25 protein-coding genes, 3 pseudogenes and 1 riboswitch are annotated in these 26,014 nt (G+C 43.0%); of the genes and pseudogenes, 2 read left to right on the plus strand and 26 right to left on the minus strand.

Annotated elements, in window-relative coordinates:
- Nucleotides 1-54 precede the first annotated feature (54 nt).
- Nucleotides 55-1,434, plus strand: a complete 1,380-nt coding sequence (gene pdxR, locus QY97_RS05000; protein WP_039235257.1) for a MocR-like pyridoxine biosynthesis transcription factor PdxR — start codon at nucleotides 55-57, stop codon at nucleotides 1,432-1,434.
- 62 nt (nucleotides 1,435-1,496) lie between these two features.
- On the opposite strand, the gene QY97_RS05005 is transcribed toward pdxR, so the two are convergent.
- The 26 genes and pseudogenes from QY97_RS05005 to QY97_RS05125 all read right to left on the minus strand — a co-directional run bounded on the left by QY97_RS05005 (nucleotide 1,497) and on the right by QY97_RS05125 (nucleotide 25,080).
- A complete protein-coding gene (locus QY97_RS05005) occupies nucleotides 1,497-2,612 on the minus strand; it encodes a Ger(x)C family spore germination protein (protein ID WP_039235260.1) in 1,116 nt (371 codons plus the stop codon).
- A complete protein-coding gene (locus tag QY97_RS05010; protein WP_039235271.1) occupies nucleotides 2,609-3,706 on the minus strand; it encodes a GerAB/ArcD/ProY family transporter in 1,098 nt (365 codons plus the stop codon). The genes QY97_RS05005 and QY97_RS05010 overlap by 4 nt, the downstream gene beginning before the upstream one ends.
- Nucleotides 3,703-5,215 (minus strand): annotated as a pseudogene (locus QY97_RS05015) (spore germination protein). The gene QY97_RS05010 and the pseudogene QY97_RS05015 overlap by 4 nt, the downstream one beginning before the upstream one ends.
- Before the next feature lie 289 nt (nucleotides 5,216-5,504).
- The gene (locus tag QY97_RS05020; protein WP_039235523.1) at nucleotides 5,505-6,401 is read right to left on the minus strand and encodes an EamA family transporter; all 897 of its coding nucleotides are present in this window, start codon (nucleotides 6,399-6,401) and stop codon (nucleotides 5,505-5,507) included.
- 92 nt (nucleotides 6,402-6,493) lie between these two features.
- Nucleotides 6,494-7,195 (minus strand): helix-turn-helix transcriptional regulator, encoded by a 702-nt coding sequence (locus QY97_RS05025; RefSeq protein WP_039235274.1) that lies wholly within the window; start codon nucleotides 7,193-7,195, stop codon nucleotides 6,494-6,496.
- An 84-nt stretch (nucleotides 7,196-7,279) separates the two neighbouring features.
- The gene (locus tag QY97_RS05030; RefSeq protein ID WP_039235277.1) at nucleotides 7,280-7,732 is read right to left on the minus strand and encodes a GNAT family N-acetyltransferase; all 453 of its coding nucleotides are present in this window, start codon (nucleotides 7,730-7,732) and stop codon (nucleotides 7,280-7,282) included.
- Between the two features lie 140 nt (nucleotides 7,733-7,872).
- Nucleotides 7,873-8,175 (minus strand): YunC family protein, encoded by a 303-nt coding sequence (locus tag QY97_RS05035; protein WP_039235280.1) that lies wholly within the window; start codon nucleotides 8,173-8,175, stop codon nucleotides 7,873-7,875.
- Nucleotides 8,176-8,400: 225 nt separating this feature from the next.
- A complete protein-coding gene (locus QY97_RS05040) occupies nucleotides 8,401-8,874 on the minus strand; it encodes a GNAT family N-acetyltransferase (RefSeq protein WP_052728924.1) in 474 nt (157 codons plus the stop codon).
- Nucleotides 8,875-8,878: 4 nt separating this feature from the next.
- Nucleotides 8,879-9,577: an alpha/beta fold hydrolase gene (locus QY97_RS05045; RefSeq protein WP_039235283.1), complete on the minus strand. Its 699-nt coding sequence runs from the start codon at nucleotides 9,575-9,577 to the stop codon at nucleotides 8,879-8,881.
- A gap of 271 nt (nucleotides 9,578-9,848) precedes the next feature.
- On the minus strand, nucleotides 9,849-10,181 hold the full coding sequence (locus tag QY97_RS05050; RefSeq protein ID WP_039235287.1) for an antibiotic biosynthesis monooxygenase family protein: 333 nt from the start codon (nucleotides 10,179-10,181) through the stop codon (nucleotides 9,849-9,851).
- 57 nt (nucleotides 10,182-10,238) lie between these two features.
- A complete protein-coding gene (locus QY97_RS05055) occupies nucleotides 10,239-10,874 on the minus strand; it encodes an O-methyltransferase (protein WP_039235290.1) in 636 nt (211 codons plus the stop codon).
- Nucleotides 10,875-10,896: 22 nt separating this feature from the next.
- The gene (locus tag QY97_RS05060; protein WP_039235292.1) at nucleotides 10,897-11,250 is read right to left on the minus strand and encodes a hypothetical protein; all 354 of its coding nucleotides are present in this window, start codon (nucleotides 11,248-11,250) and stop codon (nucleotides 10,897-10,899) included.
- A gap of 272 nt (nucleotides 11,251-11,522) precedes the next feature.
- Nucleotides 11,523-11,867, minus strand: a pseudogene (locus QY97_RS05065) (Na+/H+ antiporter NhaC family protein); the annotation flags it as partial.
- Between the two features lie 24 nt (nucleotides 11,868-11,891).
- Nucleotides 11,892-12,167, minus strand: a pseudogene (locus tag QY97_RS19805) (GNAT family N-acetyltransferase); the annotation flags it as partial.
- Between the two features lie 144 nt (nucleotides 12,168-12,311).
- Complete coding sequence (locus QY97_RS05070) at nucleotides 12,312-13,085, minus strand: ABC transporter ATP-binding protein (RefSeq protein WP_039235296.1); 774 nt, start codon at nucleotides 13,083-13,085, stop codon at nucleotides 12,312-12,314.
- Nucleotides 13,061-13,795: an ATP-binding cassette domain-containing protein gene (locus QY97_RS05075; protein ID WP_039235298.1), complete on the minus strand. Its 735-nt coding sequence runs from the start codon at nucleotides 13,793-13,795 to the stop codon at nucleotides 13,061-13,063. The genes QY97_RS05070 and QY97_RS05075 overlap by 25 nt, the downstream gene beginning before the upstream one ends.
- A gap of 1 nt (nucleotide 13,796) precedes the next feature.
- Nucleotides 13,797-14,624, minus strand: a complete 828-nt coding sequence (locus QY97_RS05080; protein WP_039235300.1) for an ABC transporter permease — start codon at nucleotides 14,622-14,624, stop codon at nucleotides 13,797-13,799.
- 13 nt (nucleotides 14,625-14,637) lie between these two features.
- A complete protein-coding gene (nikB, locus tag QY97_RS05085) occupies nucleotides 14,638-15,567 on the minus strand; it encodes a nickel ABC transporter permease (protein WP_039235302.1) in 930 nt (309 codons plus the stop codon).
- A gap of 8 nt (nucleotides 15,568-15,575) precedes the next feature.
- Nucleotides 15,576-17,123 carry an ABC transporter substrate-binding protein gene (locus QY97_RS05090; RefSeq protein ID WP_232506245.1) on the minus strand — a complete coding sequence of 516 codons (1,548 nt, stop codon included), beginning with the start codon at nucleotides 17,121-17,123 and terminating at the stop codon, nucleotides 15,576-15,578.
- 188 nt (nucleotides 17,124-17,311) lie between these two features.
- Nucleotides 17,312-17,522, minus strand: a riboswitch (cobalamin riboswitch).
- 322 nt (nucleotides 17,523-17,844) lie between these two features.
- Nucleotides 17,845-18,105, minus strand: coding sequence for a WGxxGxxG family protein (locus QY97_RS05095; RefSeq protein ID WP_039235307.1), 261 nt, complete (start codon nucleotides 18,103-18,105; stop codon nucleotides 17,845-17,847).
- Nucleotides 18,106-18,297: 192 nt separating this feature from the next.
- Nucleotides 18,298-20,493 (minus strand): NERD domain-containing protein, encoded by a 2,196-nt coding sequence (locus tag QY97_RS05100; protein ID WP_039235309.1) that lies wholly within the window; start codon nucleotides 20,491-20,493, stop codon nucleotides 18,298-18,300.
- A gap of 218 nt (nucleotides 20,494-20,711) precedes the next feature.
- Entirely contained in the window at nucleotides 20,712-21,335 is a 624-nt protein-coding gene (locus QY97_RS05105; protein ID WP_039235312.1) for a LysE family translocator, read from the minus strand.
- Between the two features lie 205 nt (nucleotides 21,336-21,540).
- Nucleotides 21,541-21,906: a hypothetical protein gene (locus tag QY97_RS05110; RefSeq protein WP_039235314.1), complete on the minus strand. Its 366-nt coding sequence runs from the start codon at nucleotides 21,904-21,906 to the stop codon at nucleotides 21,541-21,543.
- Nucleotides 21,907-21,960: 54 nt separating this feature from the next.
- Nucleotides 21,961-23,058, minus strand: coding sequence for a PDDEXK family nuclease (locus QY97_RS19480; protein ID WP_052728925.1), 1,098 nt, complete (start codon nucleotides 23,056-23,058; stop codon nucleotides 21,961-21,963).
- A 272-nt stretch (nucleotides 23,059-23,330) separates the two neighbouring features.
- Entirely contained in the window at nucleotides 23,331-23,663 is a 333-nt protein-coding gene (locus tag QY97_RS05120; protein WP_039235317.1) for a hypothetical protein, read from the minus strand.
- Between the two features lie 55 nt (nucleotides 23,664-23,718).
- Complete coding sequence (locus QY97_RS05125) at nucleotides 23,719-25,080, minus strand: S-layer homology domain-containing protein (RefSeq protein WP_039235319.1); 1,362 nt, start codon at nucleotides 25,078-25,080, stop codon at nucleotides 23,719-23,721.
- 307 nt (nucleotides 25,081-25,387) lie between these two features.
- Between QY97_RS05125 and QY97_RS05130 the strand changes: the two genes are divergently transcribed.
- Nucleotides 25,388-25,987: a recombinase family protein gene (locus tag QY97_RS05130; RefSeq protein ID WP_039235321.1), complete on the plus strand. Its 600-nt coding sequence runs from the start codon at nucleotides 25,388-25,390 to the stop codon at nucleotides 25,985-25,987.
- Nucleotides 25,988-26,014 lie beyond the last annotated feature (27 nt).

Here is a 26,014-nt window from a genome sequence, read left to right on the forward strand (position 1 = left end):
CTGACATTTAAAAAGGTACAATAATAAAAAAACAAACATGTCAGTGGTGATGAAATGAAGAATACTATTTTTGCCTTTAAGGAAGGTGCCCCTAAATACAAACAGATTTATGAGCAGTTTAAATTATTTATCGAGCGCGGTGACATACCAGCTGGGGATCCGTTGCCCTCCATTCGTCAGCTGGCAGACTCCCTGCAGGTAAGCCGAAACACGACATTAACGGCGTACGAGCAGCTCGCAGCAGAAGGCTATATACGCGGAGAAGGCCGAAAAGGGTTTTTCGTCAATGAATTGGAGCCGCTTTTACTTGAAGATAAGCTAGCTCCTTTCAAGGAAACGACAGCAAAGCCGGTGACACAAGACTTCATTGATTTCCGGGCAGGAGCCGTGGATCAAAGGAATTTTCCCTTGAAAGTCTGGAGGAGGATAGCCAATCAAGTATTAACATTGCAGGACAGCTTTCGGTACGGGGATCCCTTTGGTGAACGGTGCTTGCGTGAACAAATCGCTGCCTATTTACTCCAATCCCGAGGAGTGAAAACAGATCCCCATGCGGTGATCATCGGCAGCAGCACCCAGCAGATGCTGGTTCATCTCGGACAGATTTTGAAGGATGATTTCACCAGCATCATTGTAGAGGATCCAGGTTATGACGGGGCGAGAGAGGCTTTTCAGTTTCATCGTTTCACGCTCGACACTTTACCTGTCTATGAATCAGGTGCTGACTTTTCGAAATTAAACCAACTGACTTCAAGGCTCATTTATGTAACCCCCTCCCATCAAAGTCCAATAGGCGTCAGCATGTCTATTCAGCAAAGGCAAATGCTGATTCATTGGGCTAACAAGAGGCTTGGATATATTATCGAAGACGACTATGATAGTGAATTCCGCTATACGCAGCAGCCGTTTCCAGCACTTGCTTCCATTGATGCGACAAGGGTTATTTACTTGGGGAATTTCTCAAAGTCCTTTCTTCCGGGGATCCGTCTCAGCTATATGGTTCTGCCGCCAACACTGTTAGACCGTTATAAACATCAATTCCTTCCTTTCGAAAGTACTGCTTCCCTTCCCAGCCAGCTGACAATGGCTAAATTTATGGAAGAGGGAGAATGGAATCGCCATATAAAACGGATGCGTCTTATTTATAAGCGAAAAATGCAATGCTTGGTTTCAGAATTAAAAGAACACTTCAATCAACATATCTCCATTATTGGGGAGCAGTCTGGCTTGTACGTATTAGTGAAGGTCCATCTCAATCGTTCAGAAGAATGGTTGATGAAGCGTGCCTCCATGTATGGGGTGAAAGTGTACCCTACCTCCCTCTATGTCATAAAAAATCATCCTGACGAGGCAATGATTAAACTCGGATTCAGCAATCTAACCTGCGAGGACATTCAGTTAGGTGTGAAGCTTTTAAAAAAGGCTTGGGCATAAAAAAACACCCCCGACGTCATTCGTTCAACCTAACGATGTCGGGGTGTTCCATTTATAAGGCGTCACCTTGTAGCTCCCTCTGATTTTATGTCTATGTCTAGAGAAACATCAATGCTTGATTCTGCAAGGGCTTCCCCCCAATGCTCTTCGACTTTTTTATATTGTTCATATTGATAAGCTCTCGCATATATGCCGAGCCCGATTGGATCAATTTTATGTTTCTGGATGTTCTTAATGAGGTTCTCAAGCCGGGATGTTAACTCCTGCTCAATCATCTTCTCCAATTCACCTTTGTTCGCAAGACCTTCGGGAAATAATCGTTCTACCACCGTAACGGTCATTTGAATATCGTAGTTGAAATGAAATTGACCCTGGCCGTATGTCGTCTTCACTTTAGATTTCACCCGGCTCACATCAATGCTTAACTCGTTCTTATTGAAGATTCCTTCCTCGATATCTAACGATGTCATCGGAATGGAAAAGGTTAATTCTTGCTTTTTTTCATCCCTTAAAACAATTAAAAGTGACGAGTCTTGAATACTGAGCGTGTCCACATACTTTCCCTTCTCCTCTAACAATGCTGTCCCAACTAATTCAATATCGTTCTCTTTCTTTATTTCGGGTATCGAAGGGGTCATGCCTTTCTCGTACATTTGCCTATGAAGCATTTGAAGAGTGTCAACGACGGTTCTTGATCTCATAATGTTTTTATCGATCACTTCCTTCAAATACAGAGATAACTGCGGTTTATCATCTGGTTCATAAAAAATAACGTCGGATACAGGCCCATCAACTACTATGACTCTTGTATTTATGGAAAACGCAGGGTTGCGATACACCGTATCCAGGATCGAAAACCAGCCTTCATGTTCGAGCACTCGTTTTCCTATCAACAGCACTTGAATCTTCGCGGCAGTGACCTCTCCCGTTGCCAAAGCATCGAAATGCTTCCTGGAATCCCGTATTGATTTTGCCTTTACTTGATACGTTTCCACATTTTTCTTTGTTTCTTGACTAAATACTGGGCTTGATTGAGAAATGATTAAATGATCCTCATCATCGAGATCCACACCAAGTATCAAGGAAATCGTTAAATCCTCCAGCGGGACGCTTCGTCCACAGCTTGCCAGGAAGGCAGCAAGAAAAACGCAAAGAATGGAAAGAGTCCAACGCTTCATTTGATAGCCCTCCTTTTAAAAAGCCCACGCAGCGAGACATATGCCCATAAACATAGAGGAAAGGCAAACGCCACGATCAACCCCGCCTGTTCGATTGTTTGCTGCAAAAGGGTATTTCTATCGAAGGATGGAGGAAATAGCGCCACAACGGCACATTCAATGAGCAAAAACCAGATTAAATGCCTGCGGTGATCTTGTTTTCCAGCCAGCCAGCTTGTGCAAAACACGGTGATAAACATAAATGGCAGGACGGTGGTAGATATCACAAATAAATAAAAGGAAAAAACCACAATTTCCAGTCGTTCGATAAATTGAAACTCAATTACCTTCAGCATCTCAATGGTCGGTTCATTATATAAGGTAATTTCGTCAGGACTATAAAAGGCAAAGGCTCCTATAGTTATAATCAAAAACATGATCAGCGAAAGTGTATTAGCCACCACAATTCCGATAGAGGCCTTCTCTTTCTTTTGCAAAAAAGGATAAAGGAAAAAGGCGATTTCAAAACCGATAAAAGAAAAAATGGCCGCTCTTACAGAGGTAAGAATAAGCATCCATCCCTCCTTAAGAACAGGAAGTAAATGAAGCCACTCGGCATATTCCAAAGGAAGTAAATAAGTGATCAGCGTCCATAAGGTCATGAAAAAAATGAATTCAGCATACCTGCCCAGGATCTTGATGTTTTCTCGAACAATGAGATAGCTAGGAATCGATAGCAGTAAAATTAATACGTATACCTCGATGTAAGGTAAAATCCACGCTTGGATAAAGAGAGCTTCTCTAGCAAAAATAACATGGGCCAATACAGCAAAATACAAGACAAATATGATGGCAGCGGCCTTTCCTACCCATTTTCCAAAATAATGGGTTAACAGGTCAAGGATCGTTCCATCCGGATGCTTCTTCATGACTTGTATGATGATTAAACTGGCCGTTGTCGAAAGAAACCAGGAAAGGATGAGCACCATCCAGCCATCTGTCCCTGCTTTTTCAGCTAATTCACGAGGCAATGTTAATACGCCAACCCCCATTTGCACACCGTGAATCAAAAGAATATATTGCATCAGCGTAATTTCACTCTTTATATTTTTCATCGCCGTTTGTCCCCTTCTGGACGGTTGGGATTAGCCTTTTTCATTTGCATGGCACTCGTGCTGAAAGGACGATTTCTGATCGACCACTGGGGAAGGCGAATAAATAAGTCCTTCCAATCTGGAAACCGTAAAGGAGCGATCGGACTGCCATACGGCGTTCCTAATGATTTAAGCGAAATGAATTGTGCCAGCAAGATCATAAATCCAACGATAATTCCTACAAATCCGAACATCGAAGCAAGGATCATCATCGGAAAGCGGATGATTCGAACGGCTGACCCCATTTCATAATTAGGAATAATAAAAGAGGCGACGGCTGTCAACGCTACAACAATGACCATGATATTACTGACAATCCCCGCCTCCACCGCTGCCTGGCCGATAATAATACCACCTACAATGCCAACGGTTTGTCCAATTTTCGCAGGGAGCCGGACCCCCGCTTCTCTCAGCATTTCTATCGTCAGCTCCATAATAAAGGCCTCAATATAAGGGGGAAAAGGAATACGTTCCCTTGATGCGCCTAAGGATAATAACAGGTTTAAAGGAATGACATCCACATGAAAGGAAATGGTTGCGATGTAGATGTCTGGTAAAAAGATGGCGATCAAAAAACCGAAATACCTCATGAGACGAAGGAAAGAAGCGACCATCCAGCGCGAGCTGTAATCATCTGTCGTTTTGAAAAAAGAATCAAACGTGGCAGGGCCGACGATGACATTAGGTGATCGGTCGACCACGGTGACGATCCTTCCTTGTAAAATCTCCGAAGCCGCAAAGTCAGGACGTTCTGTCAATAATAGCTGCGGAAAAGGAGAGTATGGGTGATCCTCAATGTATTCTGCAAGTTCACCCGCACCCAAAACGCTATCAACATCCACTTTCTGGATTCTTTCCTCGAGCTCCTTCAGCACCTCTTGGTTCGCCACATCTGATAGATACAAGATAGAAACCTTCGCTTTTCCTCTTTTACCAACCGTCATTTCCTTTATTTTCAGTTCCCGATTGTGGATTTGCTTGCGGATTAACGCTACGTTCTCACTTCCGGTCTCTGTAAACCCGACATGGGCCCCTTTTAAGGAAGATTCAACTGGTGATTCTTCAATAGATCTTTTAGGAAAAGGAAGTATCATAAATGAATGCTTCTGTACGTCCATCTACAAACAAGACAGATTCGCCATTTAAAATGGCACTTTCAATTTGCGGCCACGTACTCGCTTCCTTTATGTGACCCAGTGATACCCTTATATCCTCAAATATAAGCGGGCTCAATACATGATTAAAAATAGTTTTACTATCCGTGATGCCGCTCAAATAAATGAGCGCTGCTTGGCTCTTTGTTTGTTGAATGACTAAATGCCTCACGACAAGATCCGGCGTATCATAAAAAAGGGAACGGGCTTCTTCTACATTATCCATGAAATTGGAGCTTATCGAACCTTGATGGGGGAGTTGATTAGGTGGTCGGGAAGAACCTGATTCCTTATTGTTTTTCCGAAAAAACAGCATGAAAGGATCCCCACCTTCTATTATGATATTCTAGTCTGTACCTTAGATTGGAAAATCATGCGTTTATTTCCCTCTTACCATTCAGTATTTTTTATAACTGATCATGCTTAGTGACGAAGGAGTCGGCTTTTATACATGTGTCGTTTTGGGCAATGTGCGGCCCAGGCAAAAAGAAACCCAGCTGTCTCCACGTGAGGAGATGAGCTGGGTTTCTTCGTTATATTCATCCAATGATTTATAGGACCATCCGGCGCTGCCTATTGAGGATCTCCTATCTAAGTAAGGCTCATTATTCCTGAACCATCTTGAGTTCCTTTTGGCCAGCAGGTTTTTTGGACGACCCGATTAATATTCCGATCCCCAGCATTAAGAGAAAAATGCCTAGCCAGGAAGTGAAGCCCAAGGATTCCCCTAATACGAAAACCCCTAATAGGGCTGCGGTTAATGGCTCTGCCAGCGCAAGTGTCACGGCAGTGGAGGAAGAAACATGGGTAAGGCCCTTTGAAAAAAGAAAATAGGCGATCCCGGTTGCTATGACCCCAAGGTGAAGGCTTACGCCCATCCCCTGAAGACTCGTGATCCAAGACATATCAAACACAAACAAAAATGGGGATAACCAGATGGCGCTAAGAGTGAAAACAACGGCAACTACTGATAAAGAGGAGTATGTCTCAACCAGCCCTCTGCTTACAAGGGTATAACTCGCAAACGATAACCCCGCTCCCAATGCCATGACAATTCCGACAGGATCTACATAGGCCGATTCTTTGTTCATAAATAGCATGAGACAGCCTGCGATGGATAGAAAAGTAGAACACCACCAAACGACACTCGGGCGTTTTTTTACATACACCCATTCCATGAAACCAGATAAAATAGGGGCACTGCCGATGGCTACGACTGTTCCAATGGCCACCCCTGTTATGGTGACCGCGGAGAAAAATAATGGCTGGTACAATGCCATACTTAAGGAAGCCAATACGGTTGTCTTGAGCGGCCAATTTCTAAAATCCACTTTTCCAACTAGAAGAAGAAGACACAATAAAAACAGACCACCTACCGCCAAGCGGGTAGCACCAATAGCAATCGGGTGCGCGGCTTCGGGTGCGAGCGCCTGAGTGGTACCCGTCGTCCCCCAAAGCACGGCTGCCAGCAGGATGAGAAAAGGAGCCCATGTTCCCTTCATTTTGTTCACCTCAATAAAAAAGATAAAAGAAACCTTCAAACTGATCATAGAAAACTTCTTAAAAATTTTCTTTGCCCAGTTTAAGATCTCTTTTATCCATTATTAAGGATTCTATATTTTTGTGGAGACGTCCCTTCCCATCTAACAAACCATCTCGTAAATGAAGACGAATTCTCAAAGCCTAATTCCTCACTAATTCTCGACATGGACCACCCTGTTGAAAGCAATAGATGTTTAGCTTCCTTTAAACGAAGCTCCGATATATACACCTTTGGGCTTTTTCCGGTTTTTTTCTTAAACCATGCTGAATAATATGCCGGATGGTAATGCTCTAAGCTTGCCAACGTCTCTAATCTGATCGGCTCCCTAAAGTGTTTATGGATGTAGTCAATAGAAGGGGCGATAGAATGTTGAAGCTTGTTCGTTATGTATCTAGTCAAATCTACTAAGGCAGCTGCGCCTTCCTGGCTTTTCGCCTCTTCCAACAACAAATACCGGATGGAAGCCCACTGTTGATCCAGCTGTGTGTACATGCTGCTTGTATCCTCCGGTAAATAGTGCATCGGAATATCTAAGATCAAAAATTCATTTCTGTCAATGGACCGGTAATGATGAACTAATTTAGGAGGAAGATAGAAACAATGATCGGGGTCCAGCTTGATCTCTTGCCGCTCCGTCTGTATATCTAAGGAGCCCTGTAATGGAAAAAGAAATTGCCCAAAATCATGTTCGTGAGAGATAAACTCTCTAGAATAAGTCCTCTTCTCACAAGTGATGTCGTTTACTCGTTCCATTTTGCTCCCCCCTTTCAGCTTACTTTAGATACAGTCTAACCTTAAATTAGACTGCTTGTTAGACAAGAATTCAATGTTTTGTTTTTATAAATCCTGAGATAGACGAATCATATCCCTGCACTGTATGCCATTCTCAAAAATTTCTTCTTGGTAATGCCTAATGAAAAAGTCGATATCCACACCAGTTATTCTAAACCCGCATTTCTGATAGAGCGCAAGCTGTCCTATACTTGAATTGCCAGTCCCCACTTCAATGGTTCTGTACCCTTTTCCTTTGGCTGTTTGAACCGCATGTATCACTAACTGCTTCCCTATCCCCCTGCCTTGATAGTGTTCTGCAACGGCTACGTTCACCAACTCCACCGTTTCAGGCCTCGTCGGAAGCAATACATACACGCCAATCACCTGGTTATCACTCTCCGCCGTATAGCATTCTCCTCTTTTCACATACTCTTCAACCATATTTCGAGAAGGGTCGGCTAATAACAGCAAATCCATAGGCGGGTTTTCGTCTTTATTTAGTAACCTAATATTCATCATGCTCTCCTCTGCAGTAAAGTCATAGCTTCATTTTGCCACCTGCACGTTAGTGAAACAAGAAATTCTTCCACAATTCGTTTGCCAAAGCAGAATAAGATTACCTCACGCCTAACATCGCTAGGCGTGAGGCAAGTTTTTTAAATCATTTTCAGTAATGCGTCTCTACCTGTTATTCCTTTGTTTATCCCTAATTTTTCTGCTTCGTATGTTACGGATTCTAACGGCGCGTTTAAGAGTTGATCAATGGTTCTAACCCCTACTGCCCGTGCTGCAATTACTTTTCGATCGGCTAGTTCTTTATTAAAAAAGGCAATATCTAAAGCCCCGCACATAATATAACCCTTGTCGTTGGATACAGACAGCAAAGTCGTTTTAGGAAGTTTAACAGTAACCGCCAAAAAGGTGTGCCCGCCTATTTCAATCGGAGATAGCTCAATCAAATTTCCACACCCCTTACCTGTATTGAATATTTTCCTTACATTTATAGGATATGATCACTTTTCAGTTTCTTTAAGAGGACAATGAAAATTGATGCAGTACATTTTTGCACTAAACAGTAGAAGGCAGGTAAAAAGGTGTCTAGAGTATATAAGAGTGGATGTAACAAAGAATGTGTAGCGGATCAGAGAGAGGCAGTTGTACTTTATATGAACTTCATGCAACCTTTAGTTCAACAAACACTTTCTCATAGGCACAAACCTTAATCCTTGAACGACTTGTTCTTCGTCGATTCTCTGAAACCCTAGTTTTTCATAAGCCTTTATAGCGTAAGGAGAGGAATTAACGGTTATAACATCCAGCTTCGGATGCTGCTTTCGTATTTTATCGAGAGCGCTAGTTAATAAGGATTTGGCAATGCCGCGATTTTGATACTTGCCATCGACATAAAGCATTGAAATGTGCCTGGAATCGCGAATTTCAATGACCCCGGCCATCACATTATCCAGCATCGCTATTAAAACAAAATGATTTTCTCTATTTCGCTTTTCGATAGCACCCGGTTCGTTTATTTTCTTAAAGGTACATATCCCTTCATCAGAGTAATCAGGAGCTATAAACTTATCGAACACTCCGTAAACAAATTGAGAAACTTCCTGTGCCTCTTCTAGATTCATTGGACGAATCGATATTTTAGTCATTCCATCACCTGGTTTTTGAAGGAAGAAAATGTTTTACAGCAGCTAGGAAGGCTGGCAGATTGTCATCATGCACAAAGTGCCCCGCATTCTCTACCGTCACCAACTCGCAATTCGGAATCAACTTTGAGACTTCCTGCAGTTTGTTTTGGGGAATATGACTCGACCCGCCGCCTATAATCAGAGTCGGCACGGTAATGTCAGAAAGGCGCGCCCACCATTTGGAATCAGGTTCATTCAGCTGCCGCAAAATCGAAGGCACCACCTGCCAATCAAACAGCAGCGGACCAGAAGGTGGAGGAGGAATGTCGAGCGGCTTATCCGAAAAAGGAGGCGGTGTGTCCTCCACAATCAGCCGCTCTACCCTTGAAGGAAAAGTTTCCGAGAAAAGATAGGCTACTGTTCCTCCCATAGAATGACCCATGAGCGTAAACCGGTCCAGCTTCATCGCATCCGCAAAATGAAGCACATCCTCGCACATCAGCTCAAAGGTGTATGTACCCGTTCTCGCACTCCCACCGTGACCTCGTTGGTCCAAAGCCAATACGTGGTATTCTCCCCCTAACACAGCAGCTGCCTGATCCCATGACGCTGCATTTTTCCCCAGCGCGTGAAGAGTCACAATCGGCGGTGCCGCGGGCTCCCCAGTCTCTCGATACCGAAACGTGAGTCCATTTAACTTAATTTGCTTTTCCCGTGTTTTCATCTCCGATCCTCTCCTAAGGCGGGATTCATCACTCGAAGCCCGATTGATTGATTAACCACACTCAATATATTTCAGCAAACTGATGGATATGACCTTCTTACACTCTGCCAAACAAACACGGCTGTCCATAGAGGACATGAAAAACGGGCAGCCCAATTTTGTACGGGCTGCCCGTTACTGAACACGCTATAAAGTCCCTGTTTCTTATTTAAAGCTCTCAATCATTATATGAAGTGGTGAAACTCGACCTCTCCCTATCGCTTCCGCTCTCTTATTCAACTACTGTGTAACTGCCATGCTCCATAGCAATCACATATTCAGGCTGTGGCGGTTTGCCGCCGTGCTCTTTAATTTTGCGTTTATGTCCTGCGATATGCTCCGGGCTCTTCTCCCATGCTTTCCAAGCCTCTTCCGACTCCCAGCGAACCATCATCAGCACTTCTTCTTCCCCGCGGCGAACATTTTTCACCATTAATTCACGGCCTATAAAGCCTTCTCTCTGCTCAACTAACGAAGGTCCTTGGCCTGGCTTCTTCTTAAAACGCTCAATAATCTTATCAGCATTTCCTTCTGTCACTGTCCATTTACGAATTTGTACGAACATGTCTATCCCTCCGCTTAATGATTTCTATGGTTGATCCTCTTCTTCTAGTAGTTTTCGCTATTTCACTTTTGAAACGGTCATTCCATCACCAATTGGAATAAGGATAGATTCTAATTGAGGATGTTCAGCCACTGTTTCATTAAATTTTTTCATAAACTCAGTATGCTGCGCAGGCTCAGCACTCTCGCCCGCTACAGTGCCTCTCGCCAGTACGTTATCACAAACAATTAAAGCTCCGCTTTCCGCTAGTTTTATGCAATAGTCTAAGTAGTTTTCATAGTTCTCTTTGTCTGCATCGATAAAGAAAAAGTCAAATTGCTTGTTGTCGTTAACCAGTTGTTCAAGGCTTTCTAAAGCGGGCCCAGTCATATAGGATACTTGATTGCCAAAACCAGCTTTAGATAGATTGCTATATGCTAATTCTGCATAGCTTTCCATTAATTCAAGTGACGTCAGTTTTCCGTCTTCACCGAACCCTCTAGCCAGGCAAATGCCGCTATAGCCGCCAAGCGCCCCAATTTCGAGGACATGTTTAGCCCCTGAAATGGATACAAGCATGGTAAGAAGCTTTCCAGAGGAGGGAGATACCGAGATCGATCGCATGCCGTTCTCTCTTATAGAAGTAAGCACTTCCTCTAAAATGTGGTCTTGGCTAGAAAAAACGGAATCAATATAATGGTTCATCTGTTTCATGAGGCTTGCTCCTTCATTCGGATTAGTTGTGGTCATCTTCAGAATCTAACAAGGAAGCTTCCTTTTCTTCATTTTCCTTGCCTTTTGCCTCTTCCTCAAACTCATGAAGTTCAAATAATTGGACAAATTCACTGATGACCATGTCGATGGCTTTTAATTCCCCGACTAAAACGGGATGAATGGATTGCAGCTCCGGCGTTTCTAATTGCTTCTTTAGTGTAGAGCGTTTAAGATTCATCCTCTCTAAAAATGCGATGGCTCTTCCCCGTCGGAATGTTTTGGCCCCGCGCCGACGAGAATGATGATCTCTTTGTTGATGAACATCTCCTTCTTCGTCCCTGTTTTCCCTGTGCCCTCTATGCCTTTCGCTTCTCATAGTTGAGCTCCTTTCCTTTGCATACAATTGTATACCGGCCATCTTTCTTAAAATAGTATACAATCGTATACAACAAGTCAATGAAAAAGAGTTTCATTATCACTTACTATTTACTTAGTAGACTATTGGTCTCTATAAATCCACACAATACACGGTGTTTTTTTGTACTTTTACGGGTGATCACACTGGTTTTTAACCACATTAAAAAAGCCGGCACAGACTGACCGGCTTTTCATATCTTTTTATTGAACTAAGAAACTTAAAAGGATTCATTATTTGGCAATCTCTTCATTTATTCGCAGCTCACCCGCTAGCTTATCACTTCGATTTTTTAAGATAAATGCTCCAGCGGCCACTACGACTAATGCAACAAGCAGCCCAATCATGGAATTATTCGTAAACCCTAAAACAAGGAAGCCGATGATAGAAGCGAGACTGCACAACACAGCATATGGAAGCTGTGTCATCATGTGATCGATGGGGTGCACGGAGCTTCCAATCGAAGCCAGAATCGTTGTGTCTGATAACGGTGAAGTATGTTCACCAAATACCGTTCCAGCAAGTACTGCGCCAATTACCGGAACTAGCATGCTAATGTCAAGAGCAGCAACAATTTCTGCACCGAAAGGATTGTATGATGATTAAGTCAAACATAATTCATCATGATAAAATTGCGAACCCCGTACGTACCCATGTTTTTCATATAGCTGCTGGGCAGAATCATTATCCGGCGCTGTGCTTAAGTTGATGCTTTTAGCACCTGTTTCGATTGCATACTCTTTGGCTTTATGTAGAGGTACTTCCCCTGTCCCTTGTCTTCTAGTTTCCTCGTCTATATACAATTCGTTTAATATCCACACTTTCTTCATAGATTCTGAATAATTTACCCAAGCAGATGAGCAGCAACCGAAAAACTCATGCTCCTGCTTGTTTTTCCAATAAAAATCCGCTTAAAAAGCAAATGAATACTCGTATTATCCAATTGTTAAGAAGTGCAGCCGCCTCTCAAGCTCCCCATTACACCTCCTCAATCACACATCCCAATAAGCAGTTCCCTGTATTTAATTAAGAGTCTGGAATAATAAACGCGAATAAGGATGGCGCAGCTGATCAGGGTCCCAGCGGCTGAAAGTTTCCACTAGTTCCCCTTGATACATGACCGCGACCCGATCACACAGCTGCTGGACCGATTTAAGGTCATGGGTAATGAATAAGTAAGATAGCTGCTGCTGTTTTTGAATGTGCTTCAACATATGTAGGATCTCCATTTGAGATGGATGATCCAAGCTGGCAATTGATTCATCAAATAGGATGATGTCCGGCTGGACTGCTAACGCTTTTGCGATACATACACGCTGCTTCTGTCCCCCGCTCAATTGATGCGGATACCGGGATAAAAACGGAGGGGAGAGTCCCACCAGCTTAAGCAGCTTTCGGATGGTTGCTTCCCGCATTGTTTTTTCTTGACGAAGATAATTGCGAAGCGGCTCTTCTAACAGTTCCTTCACTCGCATGTTTGGATGCAAGGAGGACGAGGAATCCTGGAGCACTAATTGCATTTGCTTATACAATGTCAAATCACTCATCCTTTTTCCATGAACCGGCTGGCCATTCAACAAAATTTTCCCGGACGTTACCGGCTCAATATTCATGATTAATTTCGCCAAGGTGCTTTTTCCACTGCCGCTTTCACCAACTAACCCGACTATTTCTCCTTTTTTGATCGTCAAGTCTACCTGATTAACCGCTTTAAAACGCGGCGTTTTTTTGAATAATGATGTTCTCCTAGGTCTTAACGGGTAATCTTTGGTCACATTTCGTAATTCAAGTAACATGCGGGAACGATGCCTCCTTGATCCATCTGAATGATGCGGTCGGCACATTTATTTACACTTTCATGATCGTGGGAAATAAGCAAAACCGTCAGCCCGAAGTCGCGTTGCAGTTTCTTCAGCAAGGTTAATACCTTTTCCCTATTTAGGGCATCAAGAGCGGTCGTCGGCTCATCTGCAATCAACAGCTTGGGGTTCAGGCTGATCATCATCGCTAACAAAACCCGCTGGCGCATGCCTCCGCTTAATTCAAATGGATAAGAGGATAGGATATGCCCCGGATCGTCAAAGCCGACTTCATGCAAAAGAGAATATAGAATGTCCTTAACCTCTTTTCTCGGCAGCTTCTTCTTTTGATTCAACGTTTCAATCATCTGCTTCTTCACAGTCCGAATCGGGTCCAAACCATTTAATGAGTGTTGGATGAGTAAGGCAATTTCCTCCCGGCGCAGGGTTTGCCAGCCCTTTTCATCGTAATTCAAGACATTCTCCTTCCTGTAAAAAATGTGTCCATTCGTTACTCTGCATCCATGTTCCAATAATCCGACAATGGCATGGGCAGTTAAGCTTTTTCCACACCCGCTTGCTCCTGTTAGAGTCACTATCTCACCGGGATACAATTGAAAGGTTACATCGTGAACAATCGGTCTTAGCTTTCCGTCTCTCTCAAGAGAAATCTCTACATGCTCCATGCTTAATAAAGGTTTTACCATCTTACACCTCTTTTAGATCAGCCGCATTCAGCTTTTTAAACCGATCACTGATTAATTGACAAGCCAGAACGAAAAGCAAGATAGCCACCCCCGGAAATACCATCATGTGAGGCGCAATTTGAAAATAGGCTGTAGCATCACGCAGCATAGCTCCCCATTCTGGCGTTGGAGGCTGAGCACCCAACCCCAAAAAAGAAAGCCCCGCCATGAGAAGGACGATTTTCCCCATATCAAGCGCTCCAAAAATAACAAGGGGTGAAAATGTGACAGGAAGGATATAACGCCTCATAATACGCGCATGCGTATTCCCAGACATTCGTGCTGATAGTATATAATCTTCCTCACAAATTTTCAAAACAAGACTGCGAATGAACCGAACGTAGCTTGCCCAGCGAACGAGGATAATGGCGATCATCATATTAAGAAAACCAGGTCCCAGCATCCCGACAATAGCGATGGTAAGCACAATATCTGGTATGGCCAGCGTACCATCAATCAAACGCATAAAAAAGTGGTTCGCACGGGCCCGCCAATAACCGGTTATGAGTCCGATGGGAAGGCTGATAATGAACGTAACTATCATAATAAGAAAGGCAAAAGCCACACTTATTCTGATACCGTAAATAATTCGCGATAAAATGCATCGCCCTAAATGATCCGTTCCAAATGGATAAGTCCAGCTTGGAAATACGAACCGGTTCGACAAATTCACTTTTAAAGGGTCGTGGGGAGAAATCCAAGGGGCTAACAGACCAATAAGAACGATTATGATTAGTAAATTAATCCCCACAATCAGGCTTGCATCCCATGAATACGGAGTTTTCTTCATTCAATCATCCTCTCTAGTGAACTCTTAACCTCGGATCTAACAGTGCATAAATCATATCAACGACGATATGGATAGATACAAATAAGAAAGAGGTAAAAATGACGTAACCTTGGATGACTGGATAGTCTCTCATGTTGATGGACTCAACGATGTATTTTCCTAAACCCGGCCAAGAAAAAATGGACTCTACAATAATACTTCCCCCAAGCATCGACGCAAAGCTTGTCCCTAACAAAGTCATCACAGGCAAAAAGGCATGTTTAAAAACGTGAAATACCAATATACGCCTATTAGATAACCCCCTCGCCTTGGCAGCTTTAATAAAAGGCTGGTTTAGCATTTCCAGCATGCTGGTACGTAAGAGGCGTGCATAGATCGTGCCCATTCCCAACCCAAGAGTGGTGGCCGGCAAAATTAAATGTTGCAGCGTGCCGCGTCCCATAGAAGGCAGCCATCCATTTTGAACGGAGAAAAAGTAAATAAGCAAGAAGCCAAGCCAAAAGGAAGGGATTGAAGATCCCAGCAGAGCCATCAATCTTCCGGTCATATCAAGCCAGCCATTCGCATAAATAGCCGTCGAAATTCCTATAATAAGAGTGATAATGACCGCCACCGCTAAGCCGGACATTGCCAGCTCCAAGGTAGCAGGCACCCTTCTGAGCAGTTCTTCGATCACAGGCTCTTTCGATACATAGGATGCTCCAAATTGCCAAGTGACCACTCCTTTTATCCACTGTATATATTGACTCCCTAATGATTCTGACAATCCAAGTTCTTTTTGCAAAGCAGTCAATGCATCTTCGGAAACAGGCACGTCATGAGCTGTAAGCAATATATAGGCTGGATCCCCTGGAGCCAGCCTTAAAAGCAAAAAAGTAAGTGTTGAAACTAAAAAGATTACTAATATTAATTGAACCATACGCTTTAAACAAAAAAGAATCATTTCCTCCCTCACTTTGTTACATCAATTTGAGAATGAATATAGTAATATTCAATCGGATGAGGCGTAAATTCTTTCACGTTATTCCTAACACCAAATACTGTTTTTGGATGGACGATGAACGACTGCGGCAAATCTTGATTGATCACTTCTTGGATTTGTAATGCCAATTGGTTGCGTTTAGTTGAGTCAACGGTACGATTCAATTCATCAATCATGTCATCAAGATGGGATGAAGCATAGTGGCTGATATTTGCTTCACTATCGGACCGATAGAAGATATTTAAAAAATATTGAGGGTCGCCTGTATGTGCCGTTAACATGCTGTACATAGACAAATCCCACTCATCATTTATGAGTGCCTCGTCAATATTCTCCACCTGACGAATGTTGACCTTCATTCCTTTAGCCAATAGCTCACTTTGTATAGCTTCTGCCATTACGGTTAGTTCTGGTCGCTGCGGAAAAGTTAACAGTGTAATTTCAAATGCTTTCCCTTCCTTTTCCCATATAGCATCGGGGTTTTTCTTCCACCCGCTCTGTTCCATTAATTGTTCAACCGATCCCTTCGTCTCTTCCCTCTCTCCTTTGCCGAATGGCAATATTTCCGGGAATGGGCTCTTTGCTTCTGTACCTTGCCCCATCATAATTGACAGAATAATATCCTCCCGCGGAATGGATCGATCAATGACTTGCCGCAAGTTCAATTCCTTAAATAGAGGGGAATTCATATTAAAAAGCAATAGGTGGGTCCGGAGCGAAGGAGCTGTCAATACATCAAACGTCTCGTTCTTTTTCAATAAAGAGATATTATCAATTGGGATATCCGTTGCTGCATCGACATCTCCCGACTGCAGTGCCATCAAACGCGTGTTTCCGTCCGGAATAAATTTAATGGTGACTTCTGAAAGCAGCGCTTGTGTTCCCCAGTAATCTTCATATCTCTCTACAATTAAGTCTTCATCCTTTGTAAACTGTTTAAATTTAAACACCCCCGTAAGCGCGGGGTAACTATTCTTCTCTTCTATGGTCGCCACATCAGCAATGATGGTTGACGGATCAGCTAAATGAGCGGCCAAAGCGGCATTAGGTTGTTTCGTAACAATTTTTAATTCGTTTTCTGAAAGTACTTCCATGGATTCTACCTGCAGCAAGTCCTTTACTTTAGTATCTTTCTCTAGAGAGCGCATTAATGATTCTTTCACGCTAGCTGCGTCCATTGTTTTTCCATTATGGAAACGTACATTTTCCTCCAGCTTGAATACCCATGTCTTGTCATTTTCCTGTGTCCATTCCTTCGCCAGCCAAGGAGTAACTTCGAGCTCTTCATTTAGCTTCACTAAAGTCTCCGCTGTACCTGAACGCATGACTTCCCAGCTGTCATTGCCGTGTGGATCAAGGCTTGTCGGACTCCATGGAAAGGCCAAAGTTGCTTTCTTTTCGGACACTGCAGCTGCAGTGTCCGCTTCTTCATCCTTGGCACATCCAGATAAAGAAAGGATGAGACTGCAGAAAACCACCAAGAAACCTAGCATCTTTCTTTGAACACTGTTTTTCACCGTAATGAACCCCCAATTAATATGTAATAAAATAAAAAAGCATTTCCGACCGGCTTAAGAGGTCAGAAATGCTTTTTAATAAATGAAAGAACGACTGAATAGTCCAATATCACTAGATAGATAGAGAAATAGATTCAGACGAATGATTATCAACATTCTAACCACCTTCCCATGATCCCGTAGGTCTGACGGTGTTGTTAAAACAGGCAGGTCTCCTGACTTAGGGCATAACATTCAAACCTTCCCAGGTATAAACCCAGTGGTTTTTCTGAACGTATTCAGCATTGAATGCTGTAACCCATCACAGTGGCGGGTCCGTGCCGGAGTTTAACCGGCTTCCCTTTTAAGCGGTTAGAGCCTTATAATGCTCTAACTTGCACCTATTTCCGATCAATATAAAATTTTGAGGGTTAATCGACTAAAATAAAAAATCAAGCAGCCTTTGGCCATGTAAAACTGATCTATTTTAACCAAAATCAGATTTATTATAATTTTAATACACATTATTGTCAATAAACGGATCATAATGTATGGAAAGTATTCGCCCTTCCAAGGTAAACCCTATAATATGTAAAGAATAATAAGACCAACTGTATATCGCTAATCTTCATCTGCCAGCAAGCATAAGCATCCAATTGAATTGGATGCTTACAGTTCCATTCGATTCATTATTTATTTGTCAGCCTAAATAGCCAATCGATAAAGACAAACATGCTTACGATTATTCACGTACTTCTCTGTCTCTTCTTCTAAGCCCAAGTAAGCCGGCTAACCCTAATAAACCGAGCCATTCCCAATTAGTATCGTCGTCAGCAGCAGCGGCAGTATTATTATCAGTAGCTGTATTGACGTTTCTAGTCGTCACACCATTATTGTTATCGTTATCCGCATGCATATTGTTGTCTTCCGCATGAACAGATACACCAAGTGTCATTGTCGTTAAAAGCAAAGCACATAACATAGAAGATAATTTTTTCTTCATGATGATTTCCCTCCTTTCACAGTAAATAATGTTTCCAACTGCATGGCCATTATGCGTAATATACATAAATTCCTTCCCGTTCACTCATATTAAAGAAAAGGCGAACCATTAGGTAATTGCCTGACGCAAACAAAAAAAGTGAGCGGATAGCGGCTCACTGTTCGTTTCACTTAAAAAAAGTCATGCTGTCCTTTATACCGTCCGCCCGATTTTGTCGAGTAGTTCATCCAGCTGCGGATCCTCTTTAAGCGGTTCTTTTCGGGCGATCATTAACACGGCATCGACCTTTTCTCCGGTGGCTTTATCCGTATAGTTGATGAGGCCCAACCAGCTCGAGGTTTGATGCTCGTACATTCGCATATAGCACCTGGCCAGCCAGTTCTCATGGTTTAATGCGGAGGCCTCACAGGCAATGATGCTAACCCCTAAATCGGCCTCCTCCATTTTCATGACGGCTTCTGTGATCTTTCCTTTATGTTTGCGGGAGGTGTCCAGCACAGCATCGATCGTACGCTCCATGTGCTTTCTGGCATTCGCATTCATCTCCAACAGCTGCATAATGATATAAGAATGCCCGAATTGGCGGCTTTGCTCTAGTCTGCGGATGATGGCTTTCATTCCTGCCGAGATGGCTTGCCGGGGCTTTTCCTTGTGGCCCTGCCGGCTGAGATAATGGTTCAGCAAATTCTCTCCGCCGCTCTCCAATATAATAAGATCGTTGCTTGTAATGTCATCAAAGTATAAGTTTTGTACGAGATAGTTGTAAAATAAGTCGAGCTCACGCGAGGACCTGATCACAGACTTCATGTCTAAGCGGTTGCTCACCTTCAAGCGCCTGTGAACATAATGCAGAAATTGGCTTGGAAATTCAATAAACTCAGCTATTTTCTTTAAATCATTTAAATGGACGGACCAAGGATACTCCTTGTACCGGTACACTCCGATATCACGAAGCTTGTGTAAGTTGGTCGCCGCCTGCCCGAAATTATCGAGCGTAATATTCAGGAGGAACAAGTTAAAGTACTTTTCTTTATTATCTAGTGTCAGGATTTTCTTGCCGCTCTTATTTTTGAAAACGGGGCGCTCGTTGTCATTAATATACTTTCTCGCCCGGCGTGCCTGTACAAAGGCTTTCTCGATGTTATCCACAATGCTCGACTGAAAGGAGAGAAACGCGCCTCTTCTTGCCGTTTTTGTAAACCGGCCGCTCTTGGATTCTACCAAAAAAAGATTGGAATCATACATGATCAGGTGGTCCAGCTCGCACCTTTTCTTTTCGCCATTTTCCTCAATATAATAATGCACAGGACTATACACCTGGCAGCCAGGAAGAATCTTCTTAAATACTTGATTCACCTCATCCTCTAAAAAACGCCCCTTTTTCTCTGTGTAGGTCTCCCGATACTCTTCATCCATTAAGATATCGCTCTCTATTTCCTTCTGCACCGCCCACACAAGACTCAGTATACTTGGCACAATGAACGTATCGCCGAAGCTTACAATAGGCCGTTCCCTAAATGGATTATCATCGGTCGGGTATTTAAAATCGGGATGCGGCTTATCGATATAAGAAGAAAACCGTTGGATAAAATGATGGAGTGCCTTTTTATCCAAATTCGGCTCATAGCCCATCAAATCTTCTTCTGTGATCAATAGAATATCTTTCTTCACCTGTTCGTAACGATTGCTTACATAGCGAGCCAACAGCTCTTTCCTGTTCTCCTTATACAGTCTTTGAGATTCCCGCTCTTCCTCACTGGCAGAAGCCTTCCCGGCCATCAGGCAGTACTGCCGGTCCATGAGATCCTGGCTGGCAATCACGATGTCCTCCTTAAAGGCGGATAACCGCTGTTCATACAAGCCGGTGATCGCTTCAATGATGTGAAACACTTGGGTGATCGTGAACCCTTCGTTTTTCTTCATCCATTTCCTGGACGATTGAAATACGTTCATGACTTGGCTTTTTAAAAGCTCGTAGTTCGTTTCGCCGCCATTCAGCACGTAGTCCGTTGAAAGCGAGGCCGCAAGAAACTGCTTCTCCTTCTCCCTCTGGTCCTTCAAGTCCTTCACCTTTCGCGAAAGATTGGAGTACACCCAATTCTCAAAGAAGCTCTCCAAGCTTTGCATGACCCCTTCTATGGCAGCCCAGGAGAAGCGCCCTTTATATTCCTTTTGTCTTCCTTCCGAAATGATTAACCCGTATAAGTATTCTAAGTACCCTGGCTCGACTACCCTCTTGTTTAAGAAAAGATAACAAAAAAGAGTCAGTTCAGGAATCAAGTATTTGGGATCATGATGAATGATGACCGTTCGAATGATGTTCAATTCATCCTCCAGTGCCTCCGTTGACTTGTCATGTATTTTGGTCCAGTCCACTTTACGTGTCACATTACCTTCTCCCTCTTTTATTTTCCTTTATATCTTCGAGTCATGAAACCTTCCTCTTATAAAAGGTATGATGCATGTCTGTATAATTGACCAAAGGAAAAGGAGAAGAGCTCATCATTCATTGCTTTTACGCCAAGAAATAGCTTCTTCCGCTGACGGAGCGGTTTCATTCAACAAGAAAAGAGCAGCTTTGGGCTGCTCTTTACAGGCACTCACTGTTATTTTTGGCTAAAGGCAATTTTTAACCCTATAAGCGTAAATAAAGTCCCTTGAATCATATTGATCCTTTTAGATAACGTCGGACTCTGGCGCAGGAAAGAGCCTACCTTTCCAGCAAATATGCTGATTAGGGTGAAAATCACCAAAGTTTGGACTAAAAATAAGACTCCATAAATCAGCATTTGAGCGGAAACATGGCCGTTGTCATAATTAATGAACTGTGGGAAAAATGCCAAGAAAAACAAGGACACCTTTGGATTTAACAGATTCATAATGATTCCTTTTTTATATAAAGACTTGTAGTCTAAAGAATCCCCGGCTTCTAGGTTGAAGCTTGAACCTTTTTCTGTAAATGACTTATACGCTAAGAACAGCAAATAAGCGGCGCCCGCATATTTGACTATGTTGAATGCTAAAGCTGAATGATAAACGACGGCTGATATGCCGATTGTCGCAGCCGTAATATGAACTAATAACCCTGTACAAAGCCCAAGTGTCGTAAAAATCCCTGCATTTCTTCCTTTTCCTATGCTCTGAGCCAAGGTGAACAGATTATCCGGCCCAGGCATAACGGTAAGGACGACCGCTGCACCCAAAAAGGATAGAATCGATAGAAACTCCACACACATCCCCCTCACCTTTATTTGACCTTCATTTTAACATAAACGAAAGAAGGCAGAGTATCATGATATTCTTGTACGACGGTGAGAGTGGTATATTGAATCAACGTATTTGAATACCTATATGGCAAAAAAGATGTGTAAGAGAAGAAACCTTCTCTCACCCATCATCAAAAGCAAAGAACATAAGCGACATTCACTTTTATCTTTACCCTTTTCCAATCAGCTTGTTTAACTCTAGATCCTGGCGCACTGTATATTCCTTTAGAAATTGTTCTCTAAATTCCTGGTAACCTTCTTCTCCCAGCAGATGTGTGAAATACTTTTTTACCGTATTATGCTCTCCTGCATTTATTCCCCTCACAGCAAATTTCTGAATAGGATAATGATGCAGCCTTCCGTCCTCTTTTGCCACAACCTGCTTTCTAAATGTGGCGTGCGTGCTTGTATCCTCATGTTTCATTTCCACTTCTATATTAACTTGGCTTTCGCTCACCTTTTGGAATGTCGTTGTGATCTCTCCTACGTCGTTTTTTAATACAGATTTCTCGCCATTAAATAAGTAATAAATCACCTTTCTCAACCTCCATTTTTTGTTGTTAGTCCCTATGTAAGCCACTTCGTGCTTCTATGTATGATTCGTTAGAATATATTCTTGGGCTGCCCTTTCTAGAAACTGCTTATACTTCACGAAAGTACCGGTGTAAATCCTAATACGTTCTTCAAGAGACTGATCTTCGTCGAATATTATTCTTACGACTAACTTATAGAGATCCTTGTTTTTTACACCTCGAATAAGCTCTACTTCATATCCGAGCGTCTCTCTCAATACTCCAATCTGGCTGCCGGCGATTTCTTTCATTAACTCCACCGCTTGCGGCTTTTCTGATTCGATGAACATGACAGCTGTATCATTTTTAGCTTTGTAAGCGAAAACGAACTTCCAAGGAAGGTTCAAGAACTGACGACCGAGGAAATAATCGCGTTTCCCGCCGTAATGAGCTGTGTAATTCGTTTGAGTGTTGATAAAGCCAGACACCTCTTGCAGGAAGGCAGATACTTTATTATCTATATTAACCTTGCGTTCCTTAACAGCCGCTTTCCTATTAACATAATAATCTTCCAGTTTATCAGGCGGAAGAATTTGATTCGTATCGATAATAATCTGGTTCTCCAGCTTATAAGGCTTTAACGTGATGCACTTAATATCAATATTATTTTCATAAAGCCATGTACAAACAGAAAGAATCCGTTTATCAATTTCCTTCCCGACGATGATGATCCGCTGATTTGTATTTAACATTGTCCTTACCTCTTCTTCGCTTTCCACTTCCAGGAACTCCATAAGCTCATTCTCCGGATCGACCTGCCGCAGCGCATGCTTTCTCGTATACTCCGAATATAGATCAAGGATATCCTGCGGGCTTAGCCTTGCACAATAAGAAGCGTATTTCAACGCCTGAAAGTCAACATTACTTCCGGTCGTATCCCTTTTCACTTCAATAATGACCAGGGTGCCCTCTTTATCTAACGCAAGCAGATCAAGCCGCTCGTTCACTTCGAATTGATCGTACTCATGGCCGATAATTAATAAATCCTCCCCTAATACCTCAGGGTTCTTTCGAATCCACTCTTCAATGTGCTGCCGCTCTTTTAAGTCATTTTCAAAGAACGTCGTTTCCGGTATTTCTTCTAGCTGATTATTTTCCAAGTTTAGCGTATACAAACGAATCTCTCCCAAATGTTATGTATGAACAATAACTCCTCTTTCAAATCCATATTAATTATAATAGTCTGTCTTTTTAGAGCACACAACCGCAACTCGGGAGTATGTTTTTCATTAATTGGAGTATTTTAACACTGGTGTTTGTTGCGGGCTGTAGAAAAGCATTACTAGTGGGGATGCTAAAAGCAGACTGTACAAGGTAAATGCAGGAGAAAGCTAAAGTTATTTGGAAATGTAAAAAAGGTGCAGATTCCTTCTCTGCACCTCTTCCATTATTGCTTTTTATAAACATAATAGGTTCCCGTAGCTGTATCTCTTGCTCCGCAGAACCCTGGCAGGCCAACGAGAATGCCTAGTACGTATCTTTCCGCACCGCCGCCAAGGATGTCTCTCTGTCTTACTCTTGAGTGCTCACTTAGTATTGATAGAGCCTTTCCAAAATACTTCTTTTCTGCTTTGATCGTTTTATTATCCTTCCTAATCCTTAAATAGACAGCTGTATCATCAATGTTCAGTACTTCCGCCTCAGCACGTCCTTTTAGTGTTTGTATATATTTTTTCGTTGATAAATAATCTTTTATCTCTTTCCAAAAACCGTCTATCACAACCTATTTCTCCCTTGATTTCTTAGATAAGTATTTATATCTCCATATTTGTATCTCAATTTTTTGAAAGATAGTGCTTCACAGAGTAAGCGATCATACTATTGCCCCTCGGACTCCAGTGAATGCCTATTAGGTCATCCACCAGGCCGCTCTTAGCAATGTGCGCATCTGTGTCTCCGCCTGCCTTTGCGATGGCGTTTGCATAATTATCGACAAGCACCACTTCTTGTTCTTTAGCGACCTTGCGAATGATATCGTTATAGCTGTTGATCCAATTCCGAATGCCGCCTTTGTCCGCATACAGCTGTTCTGCATTCTGCTCCCTATGAAACTCATAATAAAGCTCTTCATGTACAGGCGGGTTGGTCATAAGCATAACCTTGACGTTTCTTTCCTTTAGTTGAGTCACCATGCTGGTGATGTTCTGTTCAAACTGCTCTTTGCTTACTTGCGGCTGGCCATTAGGCAGCAGCAAAGCATCATTCATTCCAAACATAATGGCTGCCGAGTCAGGATATAAGGCCAGCACCTCTTCCCTGAACCTTTTCATCCCCTCATTGGTGTCATCGCCGCTCACTCCTGCATTATACATATTTCGTGCGAGCTCCCTGCTGTAGACGGCAGCTACCTGATCTGTCCATTTGTTGCTTTGATACTCTGGATACTGGTCTTCAAAATAAGACCCTGATGTATTGTTGTCCCCAAAGGCAATAAACCTTGTTTTGTGCCTAATTGAATGATCCAGCCCTCCGCGCTCATAGAGATAACTTCCGTACATCAACAGAGCCAGCTGCCCCCTTGTCAAAGGATCATGTGTGCCGAATTGCCTTTCGGTCTTGCCTTGTATAATGCCGGCTGCGGCGAGCGCTCGAACCGGCTCTTCGTATCGGCCAGTTACATCCGTGAACGTGAGCGGCTGGTCAGACTCTTTTAGTTCCGGCTTAAACGCATTGTACAGCATAATAGCGGCTTCGCCTCGCGTAATTTGAAGGTCCGACCCGAAGTAAGTATCCGTCTTTCCATTCACAATGCCTGCTTCCTTAAGAGCGGAGACAATTTTTACAGCCCGGGTGGGAAGATCTCTGAATGCAGCTCTCGGCGCGTCAGGAAATATGTAGTCAATCGCCATGTAGGTACCGATGATCATAGCCGCATCCACTCGCTTGATCGGCTCGTCTACCCCAAACCGAGTTTCACTTATGCCTCTTGCAATACCATTATTGTAAAGAAACTGCACAGCGACTGCGTATCTCGTTCCTTTCGCATCGGTAAATGGCGTAATTCCAACCCCTAGGTCCAGCGGCGGCAGCTCTTCCGCTGGTTCTATTACTTCTTCTGCCGATACGGGCGGGACGGAGGATAAGAACATCGCCCCTGCCAGCAGCGCAGCCGTCAACACACTGTAAGGCTTCCTCATGGATATAGTCTCCTGTCATGTTATTTATTAACACCCATTATAGCAAACCTCCATTTTCCCTTTCTACTAACTTTGAATAGAAAAAGAGCCTGCTGGAATGATAAATGGCTGAACCTCACACCCTGAAAGCCCTTATTGAACATCGAACTGCCATGATTTGATGAACCTTCATCCGTGTTAGTATCAGTATCAAAAATTCGTATCAAAAATATTTATTTTTCTGATATTTTAAACAAACCCCTGTAGTATAATGTTTTTAAAGGATCAAAAAGTAGGATCAATTAATATCAAAAAGGAGATCAACGCCATGATTTATGGTTATGCGCGGGTGAATACAAATGAGCAGGAATTAGACGCTCAGGCTACGACCTTGAAAGAAGCAGGTGCGGCGAAAGTCTATAAAGAAATAACGAGCGGGGCTCACGCGGAGAAAAAGGAATTTAATCAGCTGTTGGAAGAGCTTCGTTCCGGTGACATGCTGTTAGTCACAAAGCCGGAGTCCATCGCCAAAAGCCTTTCCCACTTAGAACAAGTCGTCACGGAGTTAACGGCGAAAGGAATGACCGTGAATATTTTAAACCTCGGCCTCTTCACAGCGGCATCGATGGAAAACCCTATGACTAAGCTGTTGTTCCATGTTTTAGAGACATTTGTGGAATTTGAACGTTCCATGGCCATCGAACGAACACAGGAAGGCCGGAAGAACGCCAGGGAAAAAGGAGTGAAATTCGGACGAAAATCGAAAAAGTATAAAATCGAAGGCCCTTTGCTGGAGGCGATCCAGCAAGTGGAAGAAGGAAAGTTATCCCAGCCTGAGGGCGCAGAACTCGCAGGCTGCAGCGTTGCCACCTTTAAAAGACGGCTGAAGGAATACAGGGAACAAATAGAGAACAATTCATTTAGATGATCCTCTTGTGCCTTGCATACACTCTAC

The sequence above is a fragment of the Bacillus thermotolerans genome (assembly GCF_000812025.2).
Classification (GTDB): Bacteria; Bacillota; Bacilli; order Bacillales; family Domibacillaceae; genus Quasibacillus; species Quasibacillus thermotolerans.

Coding starts and splice junctions, on each gene's coding strand:
- QY97_RS05005 (WP_039235260.1), bottom strand. CDS start 2,612: ATGAAGCGTTGGACTCTTTCCATTCTTTGCGTTTTTCTTGCTGCCTTC.
- QY97_RS05075 (WP_039235298.1), bottom strand. CDS start 13,795: ATGGTAAAACCTTTATTAAGCATGGAGCATGTAGAGATTTCTCTTGAG.
- nikB (WP_039235302.1), bottom strand. CDS start 15,567: ATGATTCTTTTTTGTTTAAAGCGTATGGTTCAATTAATATTAGTAATC.
- QY97_RS05125 (WP_039235319.1), bottom strand. CDS start 25,080: ATGAGGAAGCCTTACAGTGTGTTGACGGCTGCGCTGCTGGCAGGGGCG.
- QY97_RS05020 (WP_039235523.1), bottom strand. CDS start 6,401: ATGAAGGGAACATGGGCTCCTTTTCTCATCCTGCTGGCAGCCGTGCTT.
- QY97_RS05025 (WP_039235274.1), bottom strand. CDS start 7,195: ATGGAACGAGTAAACGACATCACTTGTGAGAAGAGGACTTATTCTAGA.
- QY97_RS05130 (WP_039235321.1), top strand. CDS start 25,388: ATGATTTATGGTTATGCGCGGGTGAATACAAATGAGCAGGAATTAGAC.
- QY97_RS05050 (WP_039235287.1), bottom strand. CDS start 10,181: ATGTTCGTACAAATTCGTAAATGGACAGTGACAGAAGGAAATGCTGAT.
- QY97_RS05095 (WP_039235307.1), bottom strand. CDS start 18,105: ATGAAGAAAAAATTATCTTCTATGTTATGTGCTTTGCTTTTAACGACA.
- QY97_RS05060 (WP_039235292.1), bottom strand. CDS start 11,250: ATGAGAAGCGAAAGGCATAGAGGGCACAGGGAAAACAGGGACGAAGAA.
- pdxR (WP_039235257.1), top strand. CDS start 55: ATGAAGAATACTATTTTTGCCTTTAAGGAAGGTGCCCCTAAATACAAA.
- QY97_RS05030 (WP_039235277.1), bottom strand. CDS start 7,732: ATGAATATTAGGTTACTAAATAAAGACGAAAACCCGCCTATGGATTTG.
- QY97_RS05070 (WP_039235296.1), bottom strand. CDS start 13,085: ATGTTACTTGAATTACGAAATGTGACCAAAGATTACCCGTTAAGACCT.
- QY97_RS05045 (WP_039235283.1), bottom strand. CDS start 9,577: ATGAAAACACGGGAAAAGCAAATTAAGTTAAATGGACTCACGTTTCGG.
- QY97_RS05080 (WP_039235300.1), bottom strand. CDS start 14,624: ATGAAGAAAACTCCGTATTCATGGGATGCAAGCCTGATTGTGGGGATT.
- QY97_RS05040 (WP_052728924.1), bottom strand. CDS start 8,874: ATGACTAAAATATCGATTCGTCCAATGAATCTAGAAGAGGCACAGGAA.
- QY97_RS05010 (WP_039235271.1), bottom strand. CDS start 3,706: ATGAAAAATATAAAGAGTGAAATTACGCTGATGCAATATATTCTTTTG.
- QY97_RS05055 (WP_039235290.1), bottom strand. CDS start 10,874: ATGAAACAGATGAACCATTATATTGATTCCGTTTTTTCTAGCCAAGAC.